This is a genomic window from Desulfosporosinus fructosivorans, from assembly GCF_004766045.1.
Taxonomy (GTDB): domain Bacteria; phylum Bacillota; class Desulfitobacteriia; order Desulfitobacteriales; family Desulfitobacteriaceae; genus Desulfosporosinus; species Desulfosporosinus fructosivorans.
In genome coordinates this window covers 168925-193329 of the sequence record NZ_SPQQ01000005.1, presented here as the reverse complement: position 1 = coordinate 193329, position 24405 = coordinate 168925, and the positions used below count along the sequence as shown (strand labels likewise).

25 protein-coding genes and 1 pseudogene are annotated in these 24405 nt (G+C 41.2%); 22 read left to right on the top strand and 4 right to left on the bottom strand.

Features of this window, described 5'->3' with window-relative positions; genetic code table 11:
• Nucleotides 1-240 precede the first annotated feature (240 nt).
• The 13 genes and pseudogenes from E4K67_RS15490 (at nt 241) to E4K67_RS15425 (ending at nt 14396) form a co-directional block, all read left to right on the top strand.
• The gene (locus E4K67_RS15490) at nt 241-900 is read left to right on the top strand and encodes a cobalamin B12-binding domain-containing protein (RefSeq protein WP_135548256.1); all 660 of its coding nucleotides are present in this window, start codon (nt 241-243) and stop codon (nt 898-900) included.
• A 3-nt stretch (nt 901-903) separates the two neighbouring features.
• Nucleotides 904-2295: pseudogene (locus E4K67_RS30680) on the top strand (monomethylamine:corrinoid methyltransferase).
• A 423-nt stretch (nt 2296-2718) separates the two neighbouring features.
• Nucleotides 2719-3807: a methylornithine synthase PylB gene (gene pylB, locus E4K67_RS15480; protein ID WP_135548254.1), complete on the top strand. Its 1089-nt coding sequence runs from the start codon at nt 2719-2721 to the stop codon at nt 3805-3807.
• Nucleotides 3808-3819: 12 nt separating this feature from the next.
• On the top strand, nt 3820-4965 hold the full coding sequence (gene pylC, locus E4K67_RS15475) for a 3-methylornithine--L-lysine ligase PylC (RefSeq protein WP_135548252.1): 1146 nt from the start codon (nt 3820-3822) through the stop codon (nt 4963-4965).
• 18 nt (nt 4966-4983) lie between these two features.
• Entirely contained in the window at nt 4984-5799 is an 816-nt protein-coding gene (gene pylD / locus E4K67_RS15470; RefSeq protein ID WP_135548250.1) for a 3-methylornithyl-N6-L-lysine dehydrogenase PylD, read from the top strand.
• 3 nt (nt 5800-5802) lie between these two features.
• Nucleotides 5803-6132, top strand: a complete 330-nt coding sequence (gene pylSn / locus E4K67_RS15465) for a pyrrolysine--tRNA(Pyl) ligase small subunit (protein WP_135548246.1) — start codon at nt 5803-5805, stop codon at nt 6130-6132.
• Nucleotides 6133-6140: 8 nt separating this feature from the next.
• Nucleotides 6141-6983 carry a pyrrolysine--tRNA(Pyl) ligase large subunit gene (gene pylSc, locus E4K67_RS30135; RefSeq protein ID WP_206752206.1) on the top strand — a complete coding sequence of 281 codons (843 nt, stop codon included), beginning with the start codon at nt 6141-6143 and terminating at the stop codon, nt 6981-6983.
• Nucleotides 6984-7019: 36 nt separating this feature from the next.
• Nucleotides 7020-7709 carry a vitamin B12 dependent methionine synthase gene (locus E4K67_RS15455; RefSeq protein ID WP_135548244.1) on the top strand — a complete coding sequence of 230 codons (690 nt, stop codon included), beginning with the start codon at nt 7020-7022 and terminating at the stop codon, nt 7707-7709.
• A gap of 601 nt (nt 7710-8310) precedes the next feature.
• Complete coding sequence (gene pdxR / locus E4K67_RS15450; protein WP_243454490.1) at nt 8311-9792, top strand: MocR-like pyridoxine biosynthesis transcription factor PdxR; 1482 nt, start codon at nt 8311-8313, stop codon at nt 9790-9792.
• 73 nt (nt 9793-9865) lie between these two features.
• Nucleotides 9866-11839, top strand: a complete 1974-nt coding sequence (locus E4K67_RS15445) for an ASKHA domain-containing protein (RefSeq protein WP_135548242.1) — start codon at nt 9866-9868, stop codon at nt 11837-11839.
• 760 nt (nt 11840-12599) lie between these two features.
• A complete protein-coding gene (locus tag E4K67_RS15435; RefSeq protein WP_135548240.1) occupies nt 12600-13010 on the top strand; it encodes a hypothetical protein in 411 nt (136 codons plus the stop codon).
• Nucleotides 13011-13200: 190 nt separating this feature from the next.
• Nucleotides 13201-13764 carry a DUF3888 domain-containing protein gene (locus tag E4K67_RS15430; protein ID WP_243454509.1) on the top strand — a complete coding sequence of 188 codons (564 nt, stop codon included), beginning with the start codon at nt 13201-13203 and terminating at the stop codon, nt 13762-13764.
• Nucleotides 13765-13895: 131 nt separating this feature from the next.
• Nucleotides 13896-14396 carry a GNAT family N-acetyltransferase gene (locus tag E4K67_RS15425; RefSeq protein ID WP_135548237.1) on the top strand — a complete coding sequence of 167 codons (501 nt, stop codon included), beginning with the start codon at nt 13896-13898 and terminating at the stop codon, nt 14394-14396.
• Nucleotides 14397-14525: 129 nt separating this feature from the next.
• Here E4K67_RS15425 and E4K67_RS15420 read toward each other — a convergent pair whose 3' ends face one another.
• Nucleotides 14526-14717, bottom strand: a complete 192-nt coding sequence (locus tag E4K67_RS15420) for a hypothetical protein (protein ID WP_135548235.1) — start codon at nt 14715-14717, stop codon at nt 14526-14528.
• 547 nt (nt 14718-15264) lie between these two features.
• Here E4K67_RS15420 and E4K67_RS15415 point away from each other — a divergent pair.
• The 6 genes from E4K67_RS15415 (at nt 15265) to E4K67_RS15390 (ending at nt 20573) form a co-directional block, all read left to right on the top strand.
• The gene (locus E4K67_RS15415) at nt 15265-16389 is read left to right on the top strand and encodes a GIY-YIG nuclease family protein (RefSeq protein WP_135548233.1); all 1125 of its coding nucleotides are present in this window, start codon (nt 15265-15267) and stop codon (nt 16387-16389) included.
• A gap of 415 nt (nt 16390-16804) precedes the next feature.
• Nucleotides 16805-17305: a hypothetical protein gene (locus E4K67_RS15410; protein ID WP_135548231.1), complete on the top strand. Its 501-nt coding sequence runs from the start codon at nt 16805-16807 to the stop codon at nt 17303-17305.
• 27 nt (nt 17306-17332) lie between these two features.
• On the top strand, nt 17333-18253 hold the full coding sequence (locus E4K67_RS15405) for a PhzF family isomerase (protein ID WP_199242557.1): 921 nt from the start codon (nt 17333-17335) through the stop codon (nt 18251-18253).
• A gap of 160 nt (nt 18254-18413) precedes the next feature.
• Nucleotides 18414-18662, top strand: a complete 249-nt coding sequence (locus tag E4K67_RS15400; protein WP_135548602.1) for a hypothetical protein — start codon at nt 18414-18416, stop codon at nt 18660-18662.
• A gap of 435 nt (nt 18663-19097) precedes the next feature.
• Nucleotides 19098-19757 carry a DUF1847 domain-containing protein gene (locus E4K67_RS15395; protein WP_135548227.1) on the top strand — a complete coding sequence of 220 codons (660 nt, stop codon included), beginning with the start codon at nt 19098-19100 and terminating at the stop codon, nt 19755-19757.
• A gap of 285 nt (nt 19758-20042) precedes the next feature.
• A complete protein-coding gene (locus tag E4K67_RS15390; RefSeq protein ID WP_135548225.1) occupies nt 20043-20573 on the top strand; it encodes a CDP-alcohol phosphatidyltransferase family protein in 531 nt (176 codons plus the stop codon).
• A gap of 290 nt (nt 20574-20863) precedes the next feature.
• Here the strand turns inward: E4K67_RS15390 and E4K67_RS15385 are convergent, their stop codons facing one another.
• The 3 genes from E4K67_RS15385 to E4K67_RS15380 form a co-directional block, all read right to left on the bottom strand.
• On the bottom strand, nt 20864-21745 hold the full coding sequence (locus E4K67_RS15385) for a pentapeptide repeat-containing protein (protein ID WP_135548223.1): 882 nt from the start codon (nt 21743-21745) through the stop codon (nt 20864-20866).
• Nucleotides 21746-22273: 528 nt separating this feature from the next.
• Nucleotides 22274-22399, bottom strand: a complete 126-nt coding sequence (locus tag E4K67_RS31120; protein WP_274594880.1) for a hypothetical protein — start codon at nt 22397-22399, stop codon at nt 22274-22276.
• Between the two features lie 251 nt (nt 22400-22650).
• Complete coding sequence (locus E4K67_RS15380) at nt 22651-22836, bottom strand: hypothetical protein (protein WP_135548221.1); 186 nt, start codon at nt 22834-22836, stop codon at nt 22651-22653.
• A 214-nt stretch (nt 22837-23050) separates the two neighbouring features.
• Between E4K67_RS15380 and E4K67_RS15375 the strand changes: the two genes are divergently transcribed.
• From E4K67_RS15375 to E4K67_RS15365, 3 genes are all read left to right on the top strand, one after another.
• Nucleotides 23051-23308: an SHOCT domain-containing protein gene (locus tag E4K67_RS15375; RefSeq protein ID WP_135548600.1), complete on the top strand. Its 258-nt coding sequence runs from the start codon at nt 23051-23053 to the stop codon at nt 23306-23308.
• A 157-nt stretch (nt 23309-23465) separates the two neighbouring features.
• Nucleotides 23466-23639 (top strand): DUF1540 domain-containing protein, encoded by a 174-nt coding sequence (locus E4K67_RS15370; protein ID WP_135548219.1) that lies wholly within the window; start codon nt 23466-23468, stop codon nt 23637-23639.
• A 230-nt stretch (nt 23640-23869) separates the two neighbouring features.
• Nucleotides 23870-24235 (top strand): hypothetical protein, encoded by a 366-nt coding sequence (locus tag E4K67_RS15365; protein WP_243454488.1) that lies wholly within the window; start codon nt 23870-23872, stop codon nt 24233-24235.
• Nucleotides 24236-24405: the final 170 nt, after the last annotated feature.

Sequence of the window (24405 nt, the reverse complement as noted above, 5' to 3'; positions counted from 1 at the left end):
AGGAACGGTATCTTATAATTTGCATATAGATTTGGCACATGAGACGGACGAGACGAAGTGCTAAGCAGACAATGGGGTCGCAAATATTTATGACTCTTTTTTTATTGTCAATTTTAAGCTTTTGGGAGAATTGCTTGGCAGTAAAACAATCTTGTGTCAAATCAATCATATCGTTAGCTTATTTGTAATGGGTCAGTATTCTAGCAAAAGAAAAATTCTAGCAAAGGGGGAGAAACATACTTGAGCGAAGCTATTTATGAAAAACTCAAAAATTCGATTGTGGAAATGGACCCCTCATTAGCAGAAGAAGCAGCTAATGAGGCCATTGAAGCGGGCCTTGATCCGTTGGAGTGTATCAGCTTGGGCCTCTCGAAAGGCATGGCGGTTATGGGTGACTTATTCGATGTAGGCGAGGCTTTTGTTCCTGATTTGATGATGGCTTCCGAGGCCTTCGAAACCGCGATCAATATCTTGACAAGTGCACTGTCTGTCGAGGAGAAGAATAAGGCTTCCAGTGGAAAAGTTATTATTCACACAGTGCAGGGCGATATTCACGATATTGGCAAGAACATAGTAAGTGTCATGTTGTCGGCCAACAACTTTGAAGTATTTGACCTTGGACGTGATGTGCCGGTTCCGTTAGTAATCAAAAAAGCGGAAGAATACGGCGTTGATCTTATCTGCGGTTCCGCCCTTATGACGACAACCATGGCCTCCATGAAGGAAATTGTCAATTCTCTCAAGGAAGACGGAATTCGTGATAAATACATCGTCATGTTCGGAGGCGCTCCCGTATCCGCCAAGTGGTGTAAGGAAATCGGAGCAGACGGTTACACCGATACGGCTGCAGAGGTCGCTGCCATGGCCAAAGACTTGATTGCAATGAAAAGAGGTGCATAATTAATGAAGGCCATAGGGAAAAACGTTACGGTGTTTGACGTCTATGATCGGGCCAAGACCGGACCAAAAATGGATGAAAAAGATTGGGATTTTAAATTAATACCGCAGACCGCCCGCAAATTAAAAGAAAAATACGGAATAAAAATGGACAAAAAAACAATTATTCCGGAGGACAAAGAACTTATCGACAAGCTGTTTAAGGCAGGTTTGGAGATGCTGGTTGAGTGCGGCATTTATTGCATGGATACCGGACGGATAATCAAGTACACAAAGGATGAGGTGCTCCATGCTATTAAAGCCGCACCGGACCACTTCACCTTCGGTGAAGGCAAAGAGGCTATCTATGTAGTGCCAAGGAGTTATGATTCGTCGAAGGCTCCCGTTATTCAGGGCGGCCCAACCGGTTCTCCCTGTTCGGAGGAACTGTTCCTGGCAATCCACCAGTCATACGCACAAGAACGGATCATCGATACGATAGTTGACGGTGTGTTGCAGACTGTCATGGGTAAAGACCCTTCGCCCGGTTCTCCCTGGGAGATAATGGCTGTGCGTTCAGAGGCTATACAAGTGCGCGAGGCACAGCTCAGAGCCGGACGCAAAGGCATGGGAACGTAGGGCAATGAGACATCATTAAGTGCTGCTGGAGTCATATCTGCAGACTTTGAAGGCGGCATGAGGCCATCTGATTCACATGAGGTTTCTCAGCTGAATGAGCTCAAAATCGACGTAGGTGCGTTGGTTGTTGGAGCACATTACGCTACAGCTGGTGTAATCGTAATGGTAGAACAGATGCCTATCTTCGGCGGATACGCAGGTGGCCTGGAAGAGACCACAATCTGTGATGTCGCTACAACTTTAAACTCATTTGTAATGTTACAGGCCACCTGGCATCTGGATGGGCCGGTGCACGTGCGCTGGGGCATAACAACGACGAGAGAGGCTCTTGCCGTTGCTGGTCACGCAGCTCGTGCCATTGAAGAGAATACCCATCTGATCTTGGGAAATCAGTATTACACTTTAGCAGGTCCCTGCACAGTCATGTGCTTACTGGAGACGGCAGCTCAGGCTATTACGGATACAGTCAGCGGACGAGAGATCTTGTCCGGTGTCGCTGCCGGTAAAGGTGTGGTCACCGACCTCTTTACACCCATGGAAGCCCGTTTCATGGGGGAAGTAGCACATGCAGTTGCGGGAATGGATCTTCATGAAGTAAACATTCTGTTGGACAAACTAGTTTCTATGTATGAAAAGGATTATAAAGCGGCGCCTGCGGGGAAAACCTTCCAGGAATGCTATGATGTAAAGAAACTGGTTCCTTCGGAGGAATACATCAAGGTTTACGATGAAGCTGTTAAAATTATGACTGATCTAGGCCTGACATATTGGAATGACTAATTTCAATCAGGCATAAATGCTATTACGGTATTAATCTGTCGGCAGTCTGTGGGTTTTACGCTTATTGACTCAGGGGGTTCGTAAGTACGATCTGCGGACTGTTGGCAGATGACTATATGGAGGGTGGATCGTAGTGATCTTGCGGACTCTAAATCCGTACAGCCGGGTGCGACTCCGGGACTCTTCGCCATAATGGATTTCAGTATATAGGTGTCTGATAGGTCTAAACATTCTGGTATGTCTCATTGATGTATGTTTAGCACTTGCGGATTCCTATATTTTTTTATTGAAAAATGTATATTGAAATCCATAGGTTTGGGGAGGGTGCTTATGTTATGTTCGCTTATTTTTCTGCCTTTTGGCAGAAAAATAAAGATACAGGAAGGAAATAGTTAAGCAGGAGGCTTACAGGAGGCTTACAGAATGCTTGAAACGATACTCAGAAAATGCCAGCGAGGAAATCAACTATCGTCCGAGGAAATTGTATACCTATTGAGTCGGACGGATGAAAGTGAAATGGAACAGATTTTTGCGACCGCAAGAAAGGTACGGCAAGCCGTATTCGGGAATAAAGTCTTTTTATATAGTTTTGTATATTTTTCAACGTACTGTCAGAACAGCTGCACGTTTTGTTATTTCAGAAAAGAAAACCCCAATTCTCCACGGTATCGCAAAACATTGCAGGAAGTGGTTGACATAGCTGTGGAATTGAAGAATTCCGGAGTGCATTTGATTGATTTGACGACGGGAGACGATACGTTTTATACAGAACATCCGAAGAGACTGGCCTCAATTGTGAAAGCCGTAAAAGACGAAACCGGTCTGTCTATCATGGTATCACCGGGAGTGCTGGACCAGCACGGTTTGGAGTTGATCGAGCGGGCGGGGACCGATTGGTATGCGTTGTATCAGGAGACACATCGAATATCCTTGTTTGAACAGCTGCGGCAAGGGCAAAGTTACGAAAAACGGATGATTGCCAAACGATATGCCAGAGATCTGGGGATGCTCATTGAGGAAGGCTTGTTGACCGGAATCGGAGACACGTTAGAGGACAGGGTTCATTCGTTTAGAGAGATGAAAAGACTGGGAGCAATGCAAATGAGGACTATGACCTTTGTCCCGCAAGAGGGAGCACCGTTTGAAGGTGCGGAGAATCAGGGATATCAAAATGAACTGATGAATATCGCGGTCATGAGGTTGCTATTCCCGAATGTATTGATCCCGGCATCCATGGATATAGAAGGGTTGGGTGGCCTTGAAAAGAGACTGATGGCTGGGGCAAACATCGTGACCTCCATCATTCCGCCTAAGAAGGGGTTCGCGGGCGTTGCAAAATGTAAATATGATATTGATGAGGGCAGCCGTACGGTGGCGGGGATTCAGAATACATTGAAGAAATGTAATTTGGAGAATGCTACGGCACAGGACTATAGCCGTTGGGTTGCGGATAGAAGAACTTTAGATATGGCATGCAGCGAAAAATGTGCCGATGATTACATTTGCGGTTAAGGTGGGGATTCCATGATAAACATACTGATCATCGGTGCGAAATTGCAAGGAGTTGAGGCAATATATCTGGCGAAAAAGGCTGGGTATCATGTTACGGCTTTGGATCATAATGCGGATGCTCCCGGCAGAGATCTGGCCGACGAATTCATCAAAGCGGACGTCTTTGATGAAGAAGAGATACTCCCACTGTTTTTGAAAGCGGATGTCGTGCTGCCGGCAATAGAGGATCATGAAGTCATCGCCAAAGTGGACGAGTACGGAAGGAAAATGGGCACTAAAGTCATGTTTGATGTGAATGCGTATAATATTTCCCGTTCCAAACATCGTTCCATTGAACTTTTTCAAAAAAACCGTCTGCCAATACCCGCAATATATCCCGATTGTGTATTCCCTGTTATTTTAAAGCCGGACGGGGAAAGTGGCAGCAAGCATGTACAGAAGGCTTATTGTCGTCGCGAGGTAGAAGAATACCTCGAAACGCATAAAAACATTCATCCTGTAATTCAGGAATATGTGGAGGGCGCCTCTTATTCTCTGGAAGTGATCGGGGACGGAAAACGTTTTTATTTTCCGCAGATTACAGAAGTTATAGTAGACGACGAATATGACTGCAAACGAATCGTTGCTCCAGCCAATTTGGAAGCGCAGGAAAAGCAACAGCTGCTGGAGATCGGTCAAAGGCTGGCAGAAATCCTGAAGATTAAGGGCATTTTCGACATTGAAGTGATCAGCCAGGCGGGAAAACTGAAAATACTAGAGATCGATGCAAGGCTGCCAAGCCAGACCCCGATCAGTGTATATCATTCAACAGGGATGAACATGGTGGAAATGATGACCGAGCTGGCATTAGGAAACGCCGAGAGTATCCGGATTCTTCCGGCAAAACAGGTTTGTCTGTACCAGCAGATACAGGTTTGCGACGGAAAGATCAAAGTCACAGGAGAACATATCATTGGGTCTTGCCGCCAATTGAAGATTCGCAAAGGATTCTTTGGATGCACAGAAGCTATCACCGACTATGAAGAAGGCAGCAGGGACTGGAAAGGAATTATTATCGTCACCGGGGAAACCGGACAGCAAGCGCACGAAACATTTCTCATGTTTATTCAGCAATTGAAGAAACGGTTGGGGATCGAAGACTGGGAGTTTATTGAATGATGTGAGGAGTACGGACGTATGTCGAGACTACTGGAATCTGATATTGATTTGATTGAAACACAACTTCAGGATTATGAAGATCTGTTTATTAGGCAAACAGGCTATACCATGGAGGAAATTGCTCAAAAAGCGGTCGGATTAACGAAAAATACTAAGAGAATCAAGACCGCAGTAATTTCGGTTACGAGCGGACTGGGCATTATCACCGGATTTTCTCAAGCGGTGGGAGCCATTCTTCGTCACTGCCGGGTGGAAACGTTGATTGCGGAGAAAACGGACGTTGCCGGTCTCCAACAAGCGTATCTCTCGAAATGCGGGATCACATTTCTTGCCGACGATTGCGTGTGCGCGGCATTTGGGATTGGGAGTGCCGTGCACTCCGACAATGGCTGGGCTACGGGAAGGGGCTTTGCAGCGGCAATCATCGAGGCTATGAGGAAACAGGGGATAAATCCTCGGCAGGAACGCGTGCTGATAATCGGAGCCGGCCCGGTGGGACAAGCGGCGGCCCATTATATCGCAGAACAACATGCGTTACCAGTAATCTGCGATTTGGACAATAACAAAGCGGCTTGCTTGGCAGCAACTTTGGAGCATTCCACATGGATTTCTTCGCCGGCTCCTATCCATCAGTTTACCTATATCATCAATGCCGGTACGACAGGCGATTTTATTACGGGAGAAGACGTGACCGAAAAGACAATCATTGCGGCACCGGGTATGCCGTGCGGAGCGACGGCTGCAGCCAGAGAAAAAGCCACTGTAATACATAATCCATTGGAGCTTGGGATCATAACCATGTATTTTAATTGTATGAAACAGTTAGAGGATTAAGATATGGACGAAAAGATAAAGGAAGTCAAAAAACAAAAAGTCGTAAGGTATATCTTCAAAAATCAGAGGCTATTCCAATTGATCAATAAGGTCAAACTATGGCCGTCGCGTTCCGGAACGCTTCACGGTGTAAAATCATTAGAAAACAGAGGTAAGACCATGGTGGTGACGACACACTGTGGAGAATCCTTTGTCGCGTGGGATTCGAAGAATAGCCGGAGCGCAAGATGGCTACGCAATCGTTGGTGTAAAAATCCCTGCAAAAAGTGCAAGATCCCGGAATGGAAACTGACGAAATATTCCCAGACGGTATTTACGGATGCCAGAAAATAGGTGACGGTATGAGTATAGAATTTACGGAAACTCAAAAAAACCGATTGACGGAGTTGGGCCTCAAAAAGGAAACTGTATTTCGGATGTTTGAAACGGTCAATGAAAGAGAACAGACCTATAAAATAGTGGAAAAACAGGCGGTTGTAAAAAACAAGGCCGATTTAAAGTATCTGTTGGAACAGAGCCACAAACCGGCACTTTGCCGATTGCAGCAGGAATTGGCGGATGCACTGTGTGAAAAAGGGTTTACCCAAGTGACGACCCCTATCATAATCTCGTCGAAGGCTCTAGAGAAAATGACAATTGACCAGAACAACCCTCTGCACGAGCAGGTATTCTGGCTGGATACCAAGACTTGCCTACGTCCAATGCTTGCCCCGAATCTATATGAAGTTTCCAGAAAGATATTAACTAGCCAAAAGCTGCCACTTCGTATTTTTGAAATTGGCTCTTGTTTCCGCAAGGAATCGGAAGGTAACTCTCATTTGAAAGAATTCACCATGCTCAATCTGGTCGAGTGGGGAACACCGGAGGAAAACAGAATCGACCAACTGAAACAATTTGCTGACATGGTGTTAAAGGTAGCCCGAATCGACGACTATTCTTTCCACGAAGAGGACTCGGTCGTTTATGGCGTTGGGCTTGATGTGGTAAGTAGTGATGGATTGGAGCTGGCATCTACTGGTATGGGGCCTCATCCACTGGATGACAAATGGAGAATCACCTGTTCCTGGGTCGGCATCGGATTTGGGTTGGAACGATTATTGATGCACAGGGAAAAGCAGAGTGGCATTCATCGTTATTCGAAAAGCAATGTTTTTCTGGATGGTGTTTGTTTAAAAATACAGTGATACTGTGTTCGATAGAAGGAGAAGGAGAAGGCAGGCATGAAAAACCATGTGATTTTTTTAGATAAGGATCAGGGAAAGGAACTCGCGGAAAAGAATTTTAGAGACATGTGCGGGTATAACAGGGCAAAACCTGTACCCCAGAAAATAATTGAAAGATCATTAGAAAGTTTGAATGATGTGTACCATCAGCTGGAAATCAAGGCTCTGATCTCAGAATACGAAAAAACTTGTGTTGACGGAATAAATATGCAGCTGGACGGAAAACTGCTTACTTGTAATGCTCTTGCTCAGATTCCCACCGAGGAAATTGAGCGAATATACATCTACCTGTTAACAGTTGGAGAACTAAATTTGAGCGAAGCCAGTATCCTGAATCAGGTTTACTATGATATGTGGCAAAATGCATACATGGATGCCGGGCAGGAAATATTAAGACAATATTTGCAGGGATTAAGTTGCAATACAGACAGGTATGTTTCAGATAATTTTGGACCGGGATTTTTCGGTATGGATATTTCACAGTTGGAGCAATTTTTTGCCATATTGGATGGCGAGAAAATCTGTTTAAAATTGCTTGACAGTGGTTTTATGTCGCCCATAAAGAGTTATGCTGGGTTCTTTCTGGTCACAAACAGCAAACAAAACTTCGTCGGAAATGATTGCGGGAACTGCTTATCCTCAGGGAAAACCTGTATGTATTGTAAGGCGGGAAGAAAGATGGCATAATAAGTTTATGCAACATATCCGTCGTCAATTTGCCAGGTACATTTAATACTATACTCGGTTACCTAATTCAATCATTTCGCCAAAATACAATATTCAATAGTTCAAAACTATTGACTAGTAAAAATTTTTCATATATTGTGATGGTAAGTTAATTTCAGAAAAGCATCGTAGCTTTATGAATGACTTATTAGTAAGATATTTTCTCTGAGCAACGGCGCTCTTCGGGGGTAGGTTAGCCTATTCCCAGAAGAGCGTCATTTTTTTCCCTGAGCAATGGCGCTCTTCCGGGGTAGGTTTAACCTATTTTCCAGAAGAGCGTCATTTTTTGTCTGAGTTAGCTGGTTTGCAATGTAAAAATATGTGGGGTGTATCGTTATGAAGCTAATAACTAAAATTATGAACATTACCAAAGAAATAATTGGAGCATCAAAGTCACTTGCTTACACACGCACCAGGTATTACGGATACAAATATTCTGATTAGTTTTTTGCAAATGGGTGCTGGATTAAAAATGCTGGTAGAATTTGGCGTGTATTGTATTGTAGAGAAACATAATTAGAAATCCTCCGCATCGTCATATAAATGATGAGGAAATTTCCCGGTGGTATGCCACATTATTATGATGATTGCAGGATTTATATCCAGAATTGGAAAGAGAGGGATTTCTATGCTCTTGCTGGATAAAAATGGACCATTTTTGTATGAACAGCTATTTGAGACTTTACGGCAGAGTATTATACAAAGTGATCTCAAAACAAACGACGCTCTTAAGCCGATTCGGGTATTGTCGGAAGAACTGCACATCAGCATCAATACCGTGAGCAGGGCATATCAGCAGCTATTGGCGGAAGGATATATCCGGTCGGTTCAGGGAAGCGGCTATTATGTAGAGAACTTGTTAACTTTACCGAGATCGAGCGTGTTATATAGAATGGGACAAAAAGAAGTAGTACGGGAGTCTATTGTTCCGCTGAAGTATGATTTCAATTATGAGAGCATTGAGTCAAGTTTTTTTCCGTGGACGAAGTGGAGAAAGTATATGCAGGACGCAATGCTGGAGGAATCCTGTTCCACGAAAATCGCCTATGAATGCAACAAAGGAAATGTAGAATTACGGAAAAGTCTGTGCGATTACATCAATAACAGTCGGGGTGTAAAATGCAGTTGGGAGCAAATCGTCATTTCCGCCGGCACACAATATGCTATGGACATTATTACCGATCTATTGCATGAGGAAGTATTTACGATAGGTGTGGAAGACCCCAGCTTTATTGGAATGCAAAGAATAGTTACGAATAAAGGATACTCGATCAAAGCGCTGTCCATGACCGATCTAGGAATCGATATTGATGTCCTAGAAAACTCGATGTGTGAGCTACTTTACTTAACGCCATCCCATCAATTTCCTACCGGAGTCACTACATCCTTGACAAAACGTTTGCAGATTTTGGAATGGGCGCAAAAGAACCGGGCCTATATTATTGAAAATGATTATGACAATGAGTTTTTATATGGAGAAAAACCCCTTCCCTCTATTCAGGCTTTGAGCACTGGCCAGAATGTGATTTATTTGAGCACATTATCGAAGGTTCTCTCTCCGTCTATTCGGTGTGCGTATTTTGTCCTCCCATACAAACTTATGGAAATATATGAAGATAAATACAAGTATTATTATTCGGCGCTTCCGACTTATAATCAGAAGGCACTGGCGTATTTTATCAGAGATGGGCATCTCGAAAAGCATGTGCGCAAGATGTCGCTGTCAAACAGAAGAAAATACAGACTATTTAACAAAGTGATAAAAGAACATCTTGCAGATGTCGTTAAGATTTTCCCGGCGCCAGCAGGTTCTCATACCTTGATACAAATTCCGGGATGCACGAGTCAAGAAGGTCTGATCACGAAGATGAGATTGAGAGGCTTTGGAATTTATGGGACGAAAGTCTATTGGCAGAACCAGCAAAAAGCACCGGAAAACATCTTCCTCTTTGGGTTTAATTCTATCCCAGAAGAAGATCTAGAAGGAGCTTGCATCGAGTTTGCTTGTGCATTGAAGGAAATTATTGAAACATTGGAAATGTGATCTTTTTGGTTTTTTTATCTTAGATATTGAAAGAATAATGTCCTTTAAAATACGCAATCGAAGGAGCAAAAATATGGATTGTCAGGTGATTTTTCAGCCCTCTGGCCGTAGAGGTACGGTAAAAAAAGGGTCTAGCCTACTTGAGGCAGCCAGGAAACTGGGTGTAGATATTGAAAGTCCCTGTGGAGGAACAAACTGCTGTGGAAAATGCAAGGTGAAAATTGACGAAGGATATGTTGATGAATTGAGCGCGGAAACTCATATTTCCCATGTATCTCAATTAACAGAGAATGAAAAAAATATGCTTCAACCTCAAGAAATACGTGAGAACTATCGTTTAGCTTGCTGTACCCAAATAGAGGGCGACATATTAGTTTTTGTCCCCGAAGAAAGCCGGAGCACTCAACAGGTTGTCTTGGAAACCGGTAAGGATAGAGTTTTACGGGTCAACCCAGCTGTACGTAACTATTTTGTAGAAATGATACCTGCCAGTCTGGAAGATCACAGAGATGATTCTGAACGATTAAAGGCCGCTCTACTGGACCGCTACTCCCATCTAGACAAAGAGTTGAGTATCGACTACACAGTGTTGCTCTCATTACCAGTTATCGTGCGCAAAGGGAAATGGTCTGTAACAGCGACACTGTGGAAGGAACAGGTAGTCGTTGCTCTTGAACCTGGGTTAGTCGAAGCAACTTATGGAGTGGCTGTTGATGTTGGTACAACCACTGTTGCGGCCTATCTATGTGACCTAACCACGGGGAAGGTATTACAGCAAGATTCAATGATGAATCCCCAGATAAGGTACGGTGAAGATGTCTTATCGCGGATCACCTATGGTATGGACGATGATAACGGTTTGGCTATATTGCACCAGACTATTATTGAAGGGATTAACACCCTTGTTACACGACTGTCCAAGGCTGCTGGAATTAATGTGGAGCAAGTCGCTGAAATGGTTCTGGTCTTTAATACTGCCATGCACCATATAGCTTTAAATATTAACCCCTGCTACGTGGGGCGTTCTCCTTTTGCTCCCGCTGTCCGCAAATCTCTGGATATTAAGGCGCGAGACCTAGGGATAAGAATTGCAGCTGGAGGCAATATTCACTGTCTTCCAGTAGAAGCCGGTTTTGTGGGTCCAGATAATGTAGCGGTCCTCATTGCAGAAGAACCACATAAACAGGAAAAAAGGAGGTTGTTGATCGATATTGGTACGAACGGAGAAATTGACTTTGGTAATAAACAGCGGCTGTTATCCACCTCCTGTGCCACTGGCCCAGCTTTGGAAGGAGCTCAGATCAAGTTCGGAATGCGAGCTGCTCCGGGTGCTATTGAAAAAGTAAGACTAGATCCTGTTTCGTTAGAACCACAGTATAAAGTCATTGGCGAGGCTGATTGGTTCCAGCCGTCCCAAACGATTAAAGCAAAGGGGATCTGTGGCTCTGGGATTATCGACATAATTGCCGAAATGTTTAAATCGGGAATTATAGACCCAACCGGCAAGTTTAATATGCAACAAACATCCCGAAGAATACGTCGGGATGCTAACAATAAGCCCGAGTATGTATTGGCCTGGTCAGAGGAGACGTCCATCGGAAGTGACATTACTGTGACTCAAGGGGATGTTAGAGAAATACAATTGGCCAAAGCGGCATTGTACACTGGTGCTAAAATCCTCATGAAAAAATGGGGTACTGACCAAGTAGACAGTGTTACCTTAGCCGGTGCTTTTGGTAGTTATATCAACAAAGAAAGCGCTTTGGTTATCGGTCTGTTCCCAGATTGTAATTTGGATAATGTAGTTGCTGTGGGGAATGCTGCGGGAGACGGAGCCAAAATAGCCCTTTTAGATAAAGATAAAAGGGTAGAAGCCCAAGAAGTAGCCGATTTTGTTCAATTCGTGGAAACAGCTGTCGAACCAGATTTTCAGCCTCAGTTCGTACAGGCGATGTATTTCCCTCATGGAAAGGACACTTTTCCCCATGTGCAGCATATCTTGGACACAATACCCACAGTAAAACGTTCAAAATTAGAAGCTTTATGAACTAAATTACAAATGAATAGGGACGCAGATTTTCTTCCGTCTCGCAACGCCCCTGTATTCCCGAATGTGAAATACAGGGGCTTATGATTTGTGAAAATTTTGCACTTCTCTGGGTTAAGAATCATCATGGATTATCGGTGTCATTTTTAGTTTTGCACCCAGAGAATGAACCTATTAACTAAAGTTCAAGTTTTATTTGTTGAATTGGAAGGAATGTACAGGGAAGATGTGGAATTTCACATACAAGACGTGGGTTGTAGGGCTTTTGCGTAGATATAAAATCGAGTCTGTTTGTTATCGAGCCGAAATATCGAGTGAATCTACGACATGTTTCTTGGGAGGAATAAGAGATGAAAAAGACCTACCAAATTACGGCGTTTGTAATTACCGTTCTTATTCTCGGGGTGATTAGCGAGTATGGATAAGAGAATGCTCTATGAAATTGAAACTAGGGTTTCGTACCTAAGCTTTCGTAAATCCATAGAGCCACTGAACTATGCAATAATATTTCGACCAAGGAGTTAGTATTATGCGAACCGAAAAGGAAATGTTTGATTTAATATTGGGTGTTGCAAATATGGGCAATTACGTTAGTGTCAAAATCTTTTCGAATAGGTGTAATCGAAGATAATCATAAAGGGAAGAAATTTTGGTCTGATTTAGGTTAAATGAAAATCAAGGAAGTGGTTGTTAATAAGCCAGAGAAAACACATATTGTAAATGTTATGACTTTCCAATGCAACAGGGAGAGAGGAATAATATGTTAAAGAAATCATTACTGGTTGGGGTAGTTGTTCTATTGCTTTCGTTTTTCTTAGGTATTTGCACCTATGTCAAGACTTCGAATTTACACCGCTCTATAAAGGTTGAAGATATTTCTAGTATAACATTATGGGGTGGATATTGTGGTTATAAAGAGGCAACTCAAGAAGAGCTTGGAAAAATAGTCAACTGGTTTAATTCAGCATCAGGAATTCGGGAAAACGAAGGTTTTGCAGGTGAGACACCTGGCTCAGGGATAATTCTTAATGAGAAAAATGGTGAGACATTTAGCATTATTCGGTCGGGGAAGGACTTTGAAGTTCAAAGAAACGATAGGTCGGGAAAAAAACGTTCATATTGGGCAATCCAGAAGGAACTCAAAACACTGCTAAATGAATTAGCACAATAGAGAGAGGAATAAGTCTAGGATTATTCCCATATCAAAGCTCGTATGAACAGACGTTTTTCTGCTGGTTACAAGTTCACTTGCCGAAATCAGCATGGGCAGCGAAGGGGTACCCTTGTTGGTTTTGAACTATTGCACGTTTCTAGAAAAAATGCACTTATAAAGTAAAGGGGCGCGGTATTAGGTGAAAAAGATGATTAGTTTGTTATTATTTAGCTGTTTGCTGGTAGCAACTTTAATGGGATGCAGTAAAACTGCTGGATTAGAATCAGCAAAATTGCCAGTTGCTATAGCATCAACTTCCTCTACAGAAACTGCATCTAAGGCGCCTAAACAATCACAACAGGAACTTTACCAGGATGTTTTCGTTACGCTACTAGACCCCTATATTCAAAAAGAGCTAGATGACTACTATGGACGGTTACTATCAATTTCTCCAATGTATTCACCCGAATATGTAGAAATCTTGAATGTCGAAAGACCTATGGGCTATCGTTCATTTTCATTTATAATTAAACTTCAAGTAGAACCATATGTTGGTCCGCATGAGAGTATTGGAATTGACCGACTTACAATTAGAGTGGGTTCAGGAGAAGGTGAAGTTAAAGTGGAAAAACATGAACATATTAAAAGTTACGAAAAGAATAGAAATTTTAGTTATGATGATGAACTTACCTTTTATAAAAATGATGAGAAAATTAGTAAAAATCCGACTGCTATTAGCGTTGTGACTAAATATCTTGAAGCTACCATATAAATCGGTTGATATGTTTGTATAGATTTATAAGAAGATATTATAAGCATAAGAGAACTGCACGTCCTGATGTTGCTGAAGGATGTATTCAGATAGTTATATCAGGTGCAATACTGCTATAAGGAGGGTGGACCTTGCTAGAGACGGAGTCAGGAACCAACTGTATAATTCGCAAAGCTACAAAGGACGATGTTCCAGTTCTAGTTCGGATGCGACTAATGCTCCAACTTCACATGGAAACGGCAAATGAGCGAATCTTAAAACATAATGAAACCTGGAAAGTGGGGTTGCCGCAGTTTTACAGTGACCTTATCGGCAATTCTAATTCTCTGGGACTTTTGGTATTTGATAATGAAAAAGGACAAGCCGTTGGAATGACTATAGGCCAATTAATCGAGGATAGGGAAATGGAAGTTCAACGGTATGTAAAGATAAATGATGTATGGGTTGATGAGGATTATAGGAGAAAGGGTGTTTGTTCGTTGATGGTAAACAAGTTAATCGAGTTATATAAGGAACGCGGAATCAACACTTTTACGCTTAACTATGTCATAGATAATTTAGAAGCAGAAGCTACTTGGAGGGCCTTAGAGTTTGAACCCATTATTAAGAGTTGTGTTGCAACCATTAGTTAGCTTATTAATTCTGGAAGATGAGATAGCTAGCCCAGATACGGCTATATCAAAATTGAGGTATTGACGAATCTATGGGGGAATATATGGCGGTGGGTCCGATTACGGCCCATATGGATGGTTCGTATCGCCTTAATCAACATCTTTATCTTTTTCAATAACAATATATGCCTGTCCTGTGTTTATGCTTTCGCCTAAAGCACATGCAGATATATGCTTAACTTTCCAACCTTCTTCTAAATGCCTGTTTACGATATCCAAACCGTCATCTTCTTTTGCACCTATCATTTTTCCATTACTTCTAACCCATATAACCTTTTCCATTATCACACTCTCCTCTTATATAATTTATTAAGATGTGCAATTGCACATAATTCTACTAATGCGTCACGTCATAAGAAATGAGTTCAGCTACTCTTAACAAGATTTCAACAACTTTCTTGAAATCCCTGCCATAAATACCATAAAAGATATGTCATTCTTTCGAGAGCATTCTTTATGTTCTGAAAGAATGACATATTTGACCTTTTTCCAGTTATTCTTATACCCTTTAGTAAATATGCCCGCTCCGCTGATTACCGTTAGACGGCAATGTACCACTTTTACATTATACACAAATTAATGCAAAACAAGTACAAACTCAGCAAGGACGGGTCCTACAATCGTGTAATACAGTCTTTAACTAAAGATAACCGATGATGTCTAGTCTATTGTAACCAGTAGCCTAAATCGCTCCCACAAAACCACATTTCTACCCCCGCAAGAACCTACCGGGGTAAAGTCTAGGTAAGAGGGGCTTTTTTAGTGATGAGCCGAAATAAATTATGATATAATACTCTTAGCACAAGAACTAAAGCGTATGGAGTAGCAAATGACTTTTAATTACGAACAAGTGCAGCTACCAGAGAAACCCGGTGTTTATATGATGGTCGATTCACTTGGAAATATTATTTATGTCGGTAAGGCGAAAAATCTAAAAAATAGGGTGTCACAATATTTTAATAATCAGAAGGCCCGGGCTCCAAAAGTCGTTGAAATGATACGCCATATTCATTCATTTAAATATATAGCTACAGATACGGAATTGGATGCATTTATTGAAGAATGTCGCCTGATCAAGGAAATAAAACCTCGGTATAATAAGCAGATGAAGAATGTTAAAAAGTATAATTATATTAAAGTAACGTCAGAACGCTACCCTAAGGTTACGATAGTCAATGAAAAAGTGGATGATAGTGCATTATATTTTGGCCCTTTTACCAGTCCTCAGCGAGTTGAGACAGTATTAAAATATTTGAAGGATTTCTACCCTATACGTAAATGTTCTACTCCGGGACTGGTTAAGAGGACTAATGGTTGTCTGTTTTTACAATTAGGTACTTGTACGGGCGTTTGTACTGGGCGGGTAAGTCCTGATGAGTACAAGGTTTATATTGAAGAGATCCGGCAGCTTTTGAACGGGAATGATAGAATCGCTGTTCAGGAACTTTCTAAAAGGATGGATACCGCTATTGAAAATCTTAATTTTGAAAAAGCTGCCCAATATAATGCGTATCTTTTAGCGCTTCGACATGTCATTGGAAAGCAACGATTAGTTCAAACCTCAAGTAAAAATCGGAATGTCTTAGCAGTTGAATTTATCGACACTGAACTTGCTAAATTATTCCTGATCAAAGGGAACAAGATTCTTTATGGAAAAGTGTTTAATATAGCAACGGCTGATATTTCTGAATTAAGGCAGGAAATAAATCAAATAATCAGAGATATATTTATGACAGAGAATAGTGGCATAGTCAGATTGACACAGCATGATATCGATGAAGCGCAGATTATTCACTCCTATCTGAAGAAGAATCGGAGTAGGATACCTAGTTTCTGGATATCATCTACACGGCTAAATAAAGCAACATCTGGTGTAGATGCCACAGTCATAAAGATAATAGACCGGATTACTTCCGAAAAGGAAGGTCTTATCCTTAATCGAAATAGGATTTGAATAACTGGTTAATAAATGTTGTCCCTGCCAGTCGCCGTGGAGGGACAACATTTTTACATTTCACTCTTTGGGACTTTTGGAAATTGATAATGAAAAAGGACAAGCCGTTTGAATGACTACGCCAATTAATCGAGGATCGAGATATGGAAATTCAACGGTATGTAAAGATAAATGATGTATTGGTGAAGAGGACTAAAGGAGAAAGAAGCGCACAAAATTATGATCGTAACGACAGGATTGGATATGGAACTTAAGACCTTGTTCAAAATAATCAGGGCACGTTGGGAATCTTGGAGGGAAATGAACTAAAGATGTGGAAGGTATCTTTTACAGAAAGTCAATAACTAATGAGATCCCCTAGTCTGAAAAGTTGTTTGATTAGAAAGCGTAAGTATGAAAAGGTGGGATATTATTTATGGAATTAGGTTTTAAGAGTAAGGCTTGGCTTAAAGGTTTTCATGTGTTGTTCGCATGTGCTTGGTTAGGTGCCGCTTTGTCAATGATTTTGGTACTTTCGATGAAGGCTCAACCAAATTCGGAACTTCAATTATATGCAGTAACGTCATCGCTAACAGTTATTGATGATTTCATTATTATTCCAAGCGCAATAGGTTGTTTACTTACTGGACTTTTGTATTCTGTTTTTACAAAGTGGGGTTTCACTAAATTTTATTGGATAATATTTAAGTGGGTCACGATAATTTTGCAGATAGCGATGGGGACATTTTTTCTTGGTCCGTGGCTGAATAACATGTCGAAAATATCTAATCAGATTGGTTTTAAGCCGAGCGAGAATTACCAATATATTAGCAACTTTAACTTAAATTTGTATTTTGGGATGATACAAGCGGCTCTACTTATCGTAGTAGTCTTTGTGTCAATATTAAAGCCTTGGGGGAAAAGGGTTAATAAATAGTTCTATGTACCTCGCGACTCTGAAAAAATGGAAAGGAGGAGGCAGGTGAGAACATTAAAGATTTATCAGGTGGATTCATTCACTGCTGAAAAATTCAAAGGCAATCCTGCTGGTGTTGTTATGAACGTAGATGGACTTACCGATCTAGAGATGTTGAACATTGCCCGAGAACTGAACAACTCAGAAACAGCATTTATACTTTCACCGGATGGGACTGATCACGAGGTGAAGATTAGATATTTTACGCCCCAAACTGAAGTCCCAGTGTGCGGACATGCCACCATCGCCGCTCACTATGTTAGGGCTAGGGAAAAAAATTTGGACTCTTCCACGGTAATTCATAAGATCGGAATAGGAATTTTGCCGGTCGAAATAATTAAAGAGGGAAACGATTATTCTGTAATAATGACTCAAGGGAGAATCGAGTTCAATCCACCACTTGCTAAGCAAGAAAGGGGAAATACAGTTAAAGCTCTAGGTTTAAAAGAGGATGAATTGGACCCACGCTGTCCAATTCAAATTGTTTCTACGGGACATTCCAAAGTAATAATTGGAGTTAAAACAAGAAGTAAATTAGATACTCTATCACCGGATATGCTTGCATTAACCGAAATAAGTAAAGCGATTAACTGTAATGGATATTTTGTTTTCACGATGGATTCTGAAGAAAAGGGGGTTTTAACTCACGGAAGAATGTTTGCGCCCGCCATTGGTGTTAACGAAGATCCGGTAACGGGAAACGCTAATGGCCCTCTTGGCGCATATTTAGTTAAACATGGTTTGGCAGAATATAATGGTTCTGGCTTTTCTTTCAAAGGTGAACAAGGAAACGCTATTGGGCGTAGTGGCATAGTAGACGTTACTGTTAGTTTACGTAACGGAAAACCGGAACAAGTCAAAATTGGTGGAAGAGCTGTTATTGTGTTTAAGACAAAATTCCAGCTTTAAATAAAGAAGTTTGAGCAAGATAAAAAGGGGGCTCAACTTGCCCAGGGTGGCGGTTTTGGGAAACTAGGGGCTTTTCAAATATGATGGGTAAGAGTATTTGAAAAAGTACAAATGATTCAATATGCACGATAAAGGCAAAGTGATACCCTCCACAAGGATCATGCAGGAGAGCCTGGATCAAAGCCTTCAGGATAAACTGGGCCAAAAGATTGCGGCAGAACTATTGAAACAACATCACTATGAGGATCAGGTAGCGGAAGCGGTCCGGCAGGTCAAAGAGCGCTGTGGTGACAGCCAAACCCAGTTGGCGGAGACAGTGCCGGCGGAACTGGGGAAGGAACCGGCCCGTCAATGGAAGGATGTTGAGGAGGCTGTGTCCGAGGAGATGATTAAAAATTGCCGGTTTTGAGGTCTGGCTAATCTAGATTAGTCCATCTCAAAATCGGTAATTTTCAAACTGGAGACTGTGAAATTCCTCGCCGCAAGCCATTGCGGCCTTGGCGATTATAGCCGCCATGTTCTTTATCGTGTCCTGGTCATCCACTACAAGGTATGATAACCCTGGGAATTACATGCCGTGGGCGCAAAGCGGGCAGTCAAGAAGCTCGCGAATTGTTTCGCGCGGCACGCGCTTCTTTTGGAATGAACGGACGGAATGCCACGTTAACCGTTGGTTGGCTCAACGGCATTTATGAGAAGAGATATTTCTTATTTTTTAGAAAATAAAGAAGGAAACTAAAGAAAAAAAGAAGAATTTTTGAGAAGGTTCAGTTTTCTGCTGGTGAGGAGGGATGACAACAATATCAGTTGATAATTGGACCAATTTATAAAGGGGTTTTAAAAAATGAGTAAAGAAACTAAGAATCTTAGTTGTTCAGACTGCGGACTAATAAACTGCTATAGGAAAGAAAAAAGCTTTCCACAATTCTGTCTCACAACGAATACTGATCAGGAAATGATCGAAGAAGCGAATAGCCTTTATCAAAACGATGAGTTCGTTTCTAAGTTTTCCCATGCGGCAGCAGAGATTGAGGGGACATACTTTGGTAAGATAACTCGTGTAGAAGAAATCGTTCTCTTTGCTAAAAGAATTGGAGCACAAAAAATTGGGATCGCAACCTGTGTTGGTTTAATGAGTGAAGCTAAAACCTTTGCCAAAATACTTAATTCAAAAGGACTGGAAAGTTATTGTGTGGTCTGTAAGGTAAGCTCAATTGACAAAACAGAAATCGGAATCGACGAAAAGTTTAAAATCAAAAAGGGCAGTCATGAATCCTTATGTAATCCTGTTTTGCAAGCAATGTTACTTAATAAAGAAAAGACTGAGCTAAATGTAATCGTCGGGCTATGTGTTGGTCATGACTCAATATTCATTAAGTACTCAGAGGCACCTGTGACAACCCTTATTACTAAGGATCGTGTACTTGCCCATAATCCTGCCGGAGCATTATATACAAGCGGATTTTACTATACAAGATTGCTTGAGGAAAATGATCCTAAATAATAGAATATACCCACTTTAGTTTAGGGGGTACACTTTTGCTCTGCACTAAAAACAAGAAGTTCGAACTGGACTAAAAGAGGCAGATGCCATTCGGGGTACCGATGGGGTATATGTCTTTGATGAAGTAGAGACGGAACGAGTGAAAAAGAGACAAAGACAAAGACAAAGACAAAGACTAAGACTAAGACTAAGACTATGTATGATAAGATGTGGGAATAATGGATGAAGGGTTTATGCCACAAGTGACTTAATAATGGAAAATATTAGATACCTTGAGGTGAGGTAGTGAAGTCAATAGCAAATTATATTTCAATTGCGAGAATATTTCTTGCCCTTACGTTGGCTTTGGCAAAACCATTAAGTATAGCGTTTTTTGCAATCTATCTCGTTTGTGGAATTAGCGATGTTCTTGATGGATATATAGCAAGAAAAACCAACACTGCAAGCAAATTGGGCGAAAAACTTGACTCTGGTGCAGATTTGATAATGGTTGTGGTACTGATAATTGTACTATATCCAATCATCAATCCAACAGTTCAAATCATTGTTTGGATAGTTATCATCGGAATAATCAGAGCAGTTTCAATGATGGTGGTATTTGTAAAGTATAAAAATTTTGGGATACTTCATACTTATGGCAATAAAATTACAGGGCTTGTGCTGTTTGCATTCCCACTATCACTTGCTTTTGTCCAACCAGATGTGCTGATGTATATAATTTGTGTAGTTGCAAGTATTTCTGCTATTGAAGAATTATCCATTCATCTATCGTCAAACGAATTGCGAGCAAATAAGAAAAGCATATTCGCAAAATGATCATTACTTTAGACGATGGGAGAATTTGTGTATCAAGTGTGTAATCGTTGCGAGTCCCGAGAAATACTTCATAATTATTGCCATCTAGAAAGGAAAATGACTTAGGAAATGCTAGGCTGAATTGGAGGTTGGCATTATAGGCAATACAACGCTTAATATACTAATGCGCTTAACCACATTAGTGTATTAAGCTTATTCGCTTTATATTTACTTGTTTCTTTATATCACAAAATCAAGTTGCCAACAGTTAGCAATGTTTTCTCTTATTCGGTAAGACTTCGTCACTCGCTTTATTTTGCAGGACTTATCCAGTGCGTTGGGCGAGTGAGGGATGAGGGTAACTTTGTACTTGTATCTCCCTTTGCTACGTTGAGTTGGGCTTGGGTGAGAAAGATACTCTTGGTAAGGTCGGCTCCTCTGATGTCAGCATCTCGGAAATCAGCCCCTATTAAATCAGTCCCACTCAGGTCGGTTCCTCTAAGGTTAGCAGCAATAAGGTAGGCTCCTCTCAAGTTGGCTCCTATGAGGTCAATTCTTCTTAGGTCGACAGCAATGAGGTCGGCTCCTCGACTGAAGGTCTTCTGACGCCCAGAATGAGCTTTCTGCCCGCGACGAACTTCGGTTCGCACAAGTTCACTAGTCTTTAGGAGCAGAATATTCACATCTGCTCGGTGTACTGCCACGTCCAGTTCCGTGAGATAGTTGGGACTAAGGTGAGTGAGGCGCTCCGTCTCATCGAGCATAGAGCTGAGTGCACCATGAATAGGACGGGCTGGTTTTAACGTCAGCGCTTCTGTCAGATACCAGAGTAACTCATGGAGTTGCCTCATGATTAAGAACACCTCGAACATCTGCTTTGAATATTCTGGGGCTTTCCGCCAGTCGTGTCCACCGAAGCTGATTTGGGCAACCTTTTGCCCTGCGCCAAAGCAGTCAAATCCAAGGCAACCTTTAAGGTTATTCTCGCTGAGATTTTTGTGAACACAACAGCGAAAGTCTAATTGCAGGTTGAGGCAAGGCTGCCCTGCGTCTTTGTCGATTGGAAAGCCTTCTGAAGCTGAAAAGTACAGTGAGACACAGCACAAACCGAAACATTTTTCACAGTCAGCTCGAAGATTGCTGCGACCCTTATCAGATATCTGATTTCCCATATTCTCATCTGAATATTTCATATCATTCTCTCCCATTAGCAAATTACAAATAGTCTTTAGTGCAGATATTCCTGCGAATGCGCCACACTGAAAATTATACCACATAGAACATCTACCCATTCTTATACTGTGCCCTATTAGAAGTATTAGGGAGATTATACCTTGTAGTAAAAGTTAAACCGAGCTTGATGAACATCAAGCTCGGTTTATGGACTATATATTTAAATTTTTCATTATGATTATGTCTAAGAGATTTATAGAGATTAGGTCCAATAGTGAGAGATATTATACAAATACAGATTCGCAAGTCTGGCTAAAATTCGAGTTGCAACAGTCTTGTTATGGACGTTTGCTCGAGCATGCACTGGAAGAACAGAAAAAAATTAATGAGATTTGGCGATCTAATATAGACTGCATACCAATCAATCGTATGTCTCCTTAATCAAATTCTTGTAAGGATTGAAGGCGAGAAAGGGGATGGAATTTTGTAACACACCAAAGAGGTTATTCTTAACTTGTTTTTATCAAAGTCATCCGTACTTTAACGCATCATTTGATGTTCTCCTGACCCTTCTGAACCCCTTGAAGTTGTTGATTCGCTGGTGAATCTCCGGACCTTTGAGTTACATCAATTGCTTTAAGAACTTTAGCATCACGGTTAATTAATAGTTCCATACTTGTGTCCATATCTACTTCAAGCATGAAAATTCAAAGAAGTCTTCTTGAGACGATTAAATAATCGTAAACGCCATCAAGGAGAAATATCAAAAATTTAACATTGTGAAAGTGACTTAAAAGAAAAGACCCAAGGGCTGCCTCAATGCCTAATTACGTTCTAACGAACTGATTAAGGCTAATGATAGGATTTTACGCCAATGGACCTTAAGTGGTATTGGGTTTATTTGAATCAAATCATTATTAAATGTTTATTGATTGCAAATCGACATTTGAGCACATTCAGATACGCCTTTATCCATTAGTTGAGCACATTGTGCTACAGCTTGACCACCCTTATTTGTAGCCATTTGGGATACTGCTGTAGATGCAAAAGCAGTGTTGGAGAAAGCCATAATCATAAATCCAGTTGTAATTATTGTGAAAATCTTTTTCATTATTATTTACCTCCATCTTTTTCTTGGGACAAGTTATATATGAACTATAACGGATTAAAATGAAAAACTCATGAATAAGTTGTGAATAACTTATGAACATAACAAGTGACCATGGTTTTTTAAAAGAGAACGCATCCTACATAATTGACAATGTATTTAGAGATAATATGTTGGAGTTTAATAAAATTAATTGAAGGAGGAATTTATTTATATGATGGGTGGTTGGGGATATGGGGGTTATGGAAGTGGCGGCTATGGGATGATGGGGATGGCGGGATTTGGAATGCAACTGATCTTCTGGATTGGGATTATTTTGCTGGGAATCTATATATTTCGACATACTGTTTCGCACAATCATACCGGAGGGCAAAGTAAGTATAGTGGAATGGATATCTTGCGTGAACGATATGCGCGTGGTGAAATAGATTCGACAGAGTATCAGAGCCGAAAAAAGGATCTAGAGGGTAAATGAACAGAAGACAATAAAAAGCGGCTGAAGATTTTAACCTTAGCCGTTTTAACATGAATTATAACTAATTAATGGCATAAGTTATGAGATTATTATTCATATAATCCATTTCTGTAGAGCATAATACTATTGAATTTAAAACAAAGGAGGAGTTCTAAATATGACTGGACATGCTAAAAAAATGTCTCAACCTAACGGTGGGATCAAATGTGTCGTAAACACATGCCATTATTATGGCTCAGGGGATCATTGCTATGCAGATAAAATCGAAGTTCAATCCCCAAATGCAACGAACACTGAAATGACTGACTGCGCAACTTTTCTCCCCGAGTAACTAATGGAGCGAAATAGTCACTACCTACCTAGAAGGTACTCAGTATAGTGCATAACATGACGAAAATGGCTGTCCTTGAGGGGATGTAACGAAACAGTTAGTTTCGTTACATCCCCTTCTTCATAAGAAATTCACAACTTTTTCATGAGATAAGTGTATCCAAGGGTTACACTTATCTCATGGAAGATCCGCAAAGCGTAAATCAAAGATTGAATTTGGGGGAATATATAATGAGGAAATTCAGTAAAAAAATCACGGCAATCGTCGGAACCGCAACATTGGCAGTAGGGCTGATTGCTTTACCAGTAATTGCTGGAACGACCCAGCAACAAGGGAACGGGTGGGTTAGTCAGATGCAAGGCTTTATGCAGCAAACGTTTTCCTCGGGGGAACACCAAGAGCTTATGAATTCGAACGAAATGCAAAACCTTCATAATTCTCAGGGGATGCAGGACGCCATGAACAGGGGGGATGTTAAGGCGATGCAAGATCTCATGAATTTAGATCCAAATATTAAAGCCCAAATGGGGCAAGAAAACCTTGATAAAATGAACGAATTTATGAATAATTCTGAAGGAAATATGATGACCAGATGACCAATGGTATAGGTGCTAACAGTTCAGGAAGTTCGATGATGAACGGAAGTGGGACAGCAAAGGCCGGAAGTAATATGATGAATTACTAAGACCTGTAATTGGATTTGCGTTGCTTAGATGTTGCCTTCAATTGAGACAAGAAGAAGTAAAACTCAAATTCAGCTATAAAT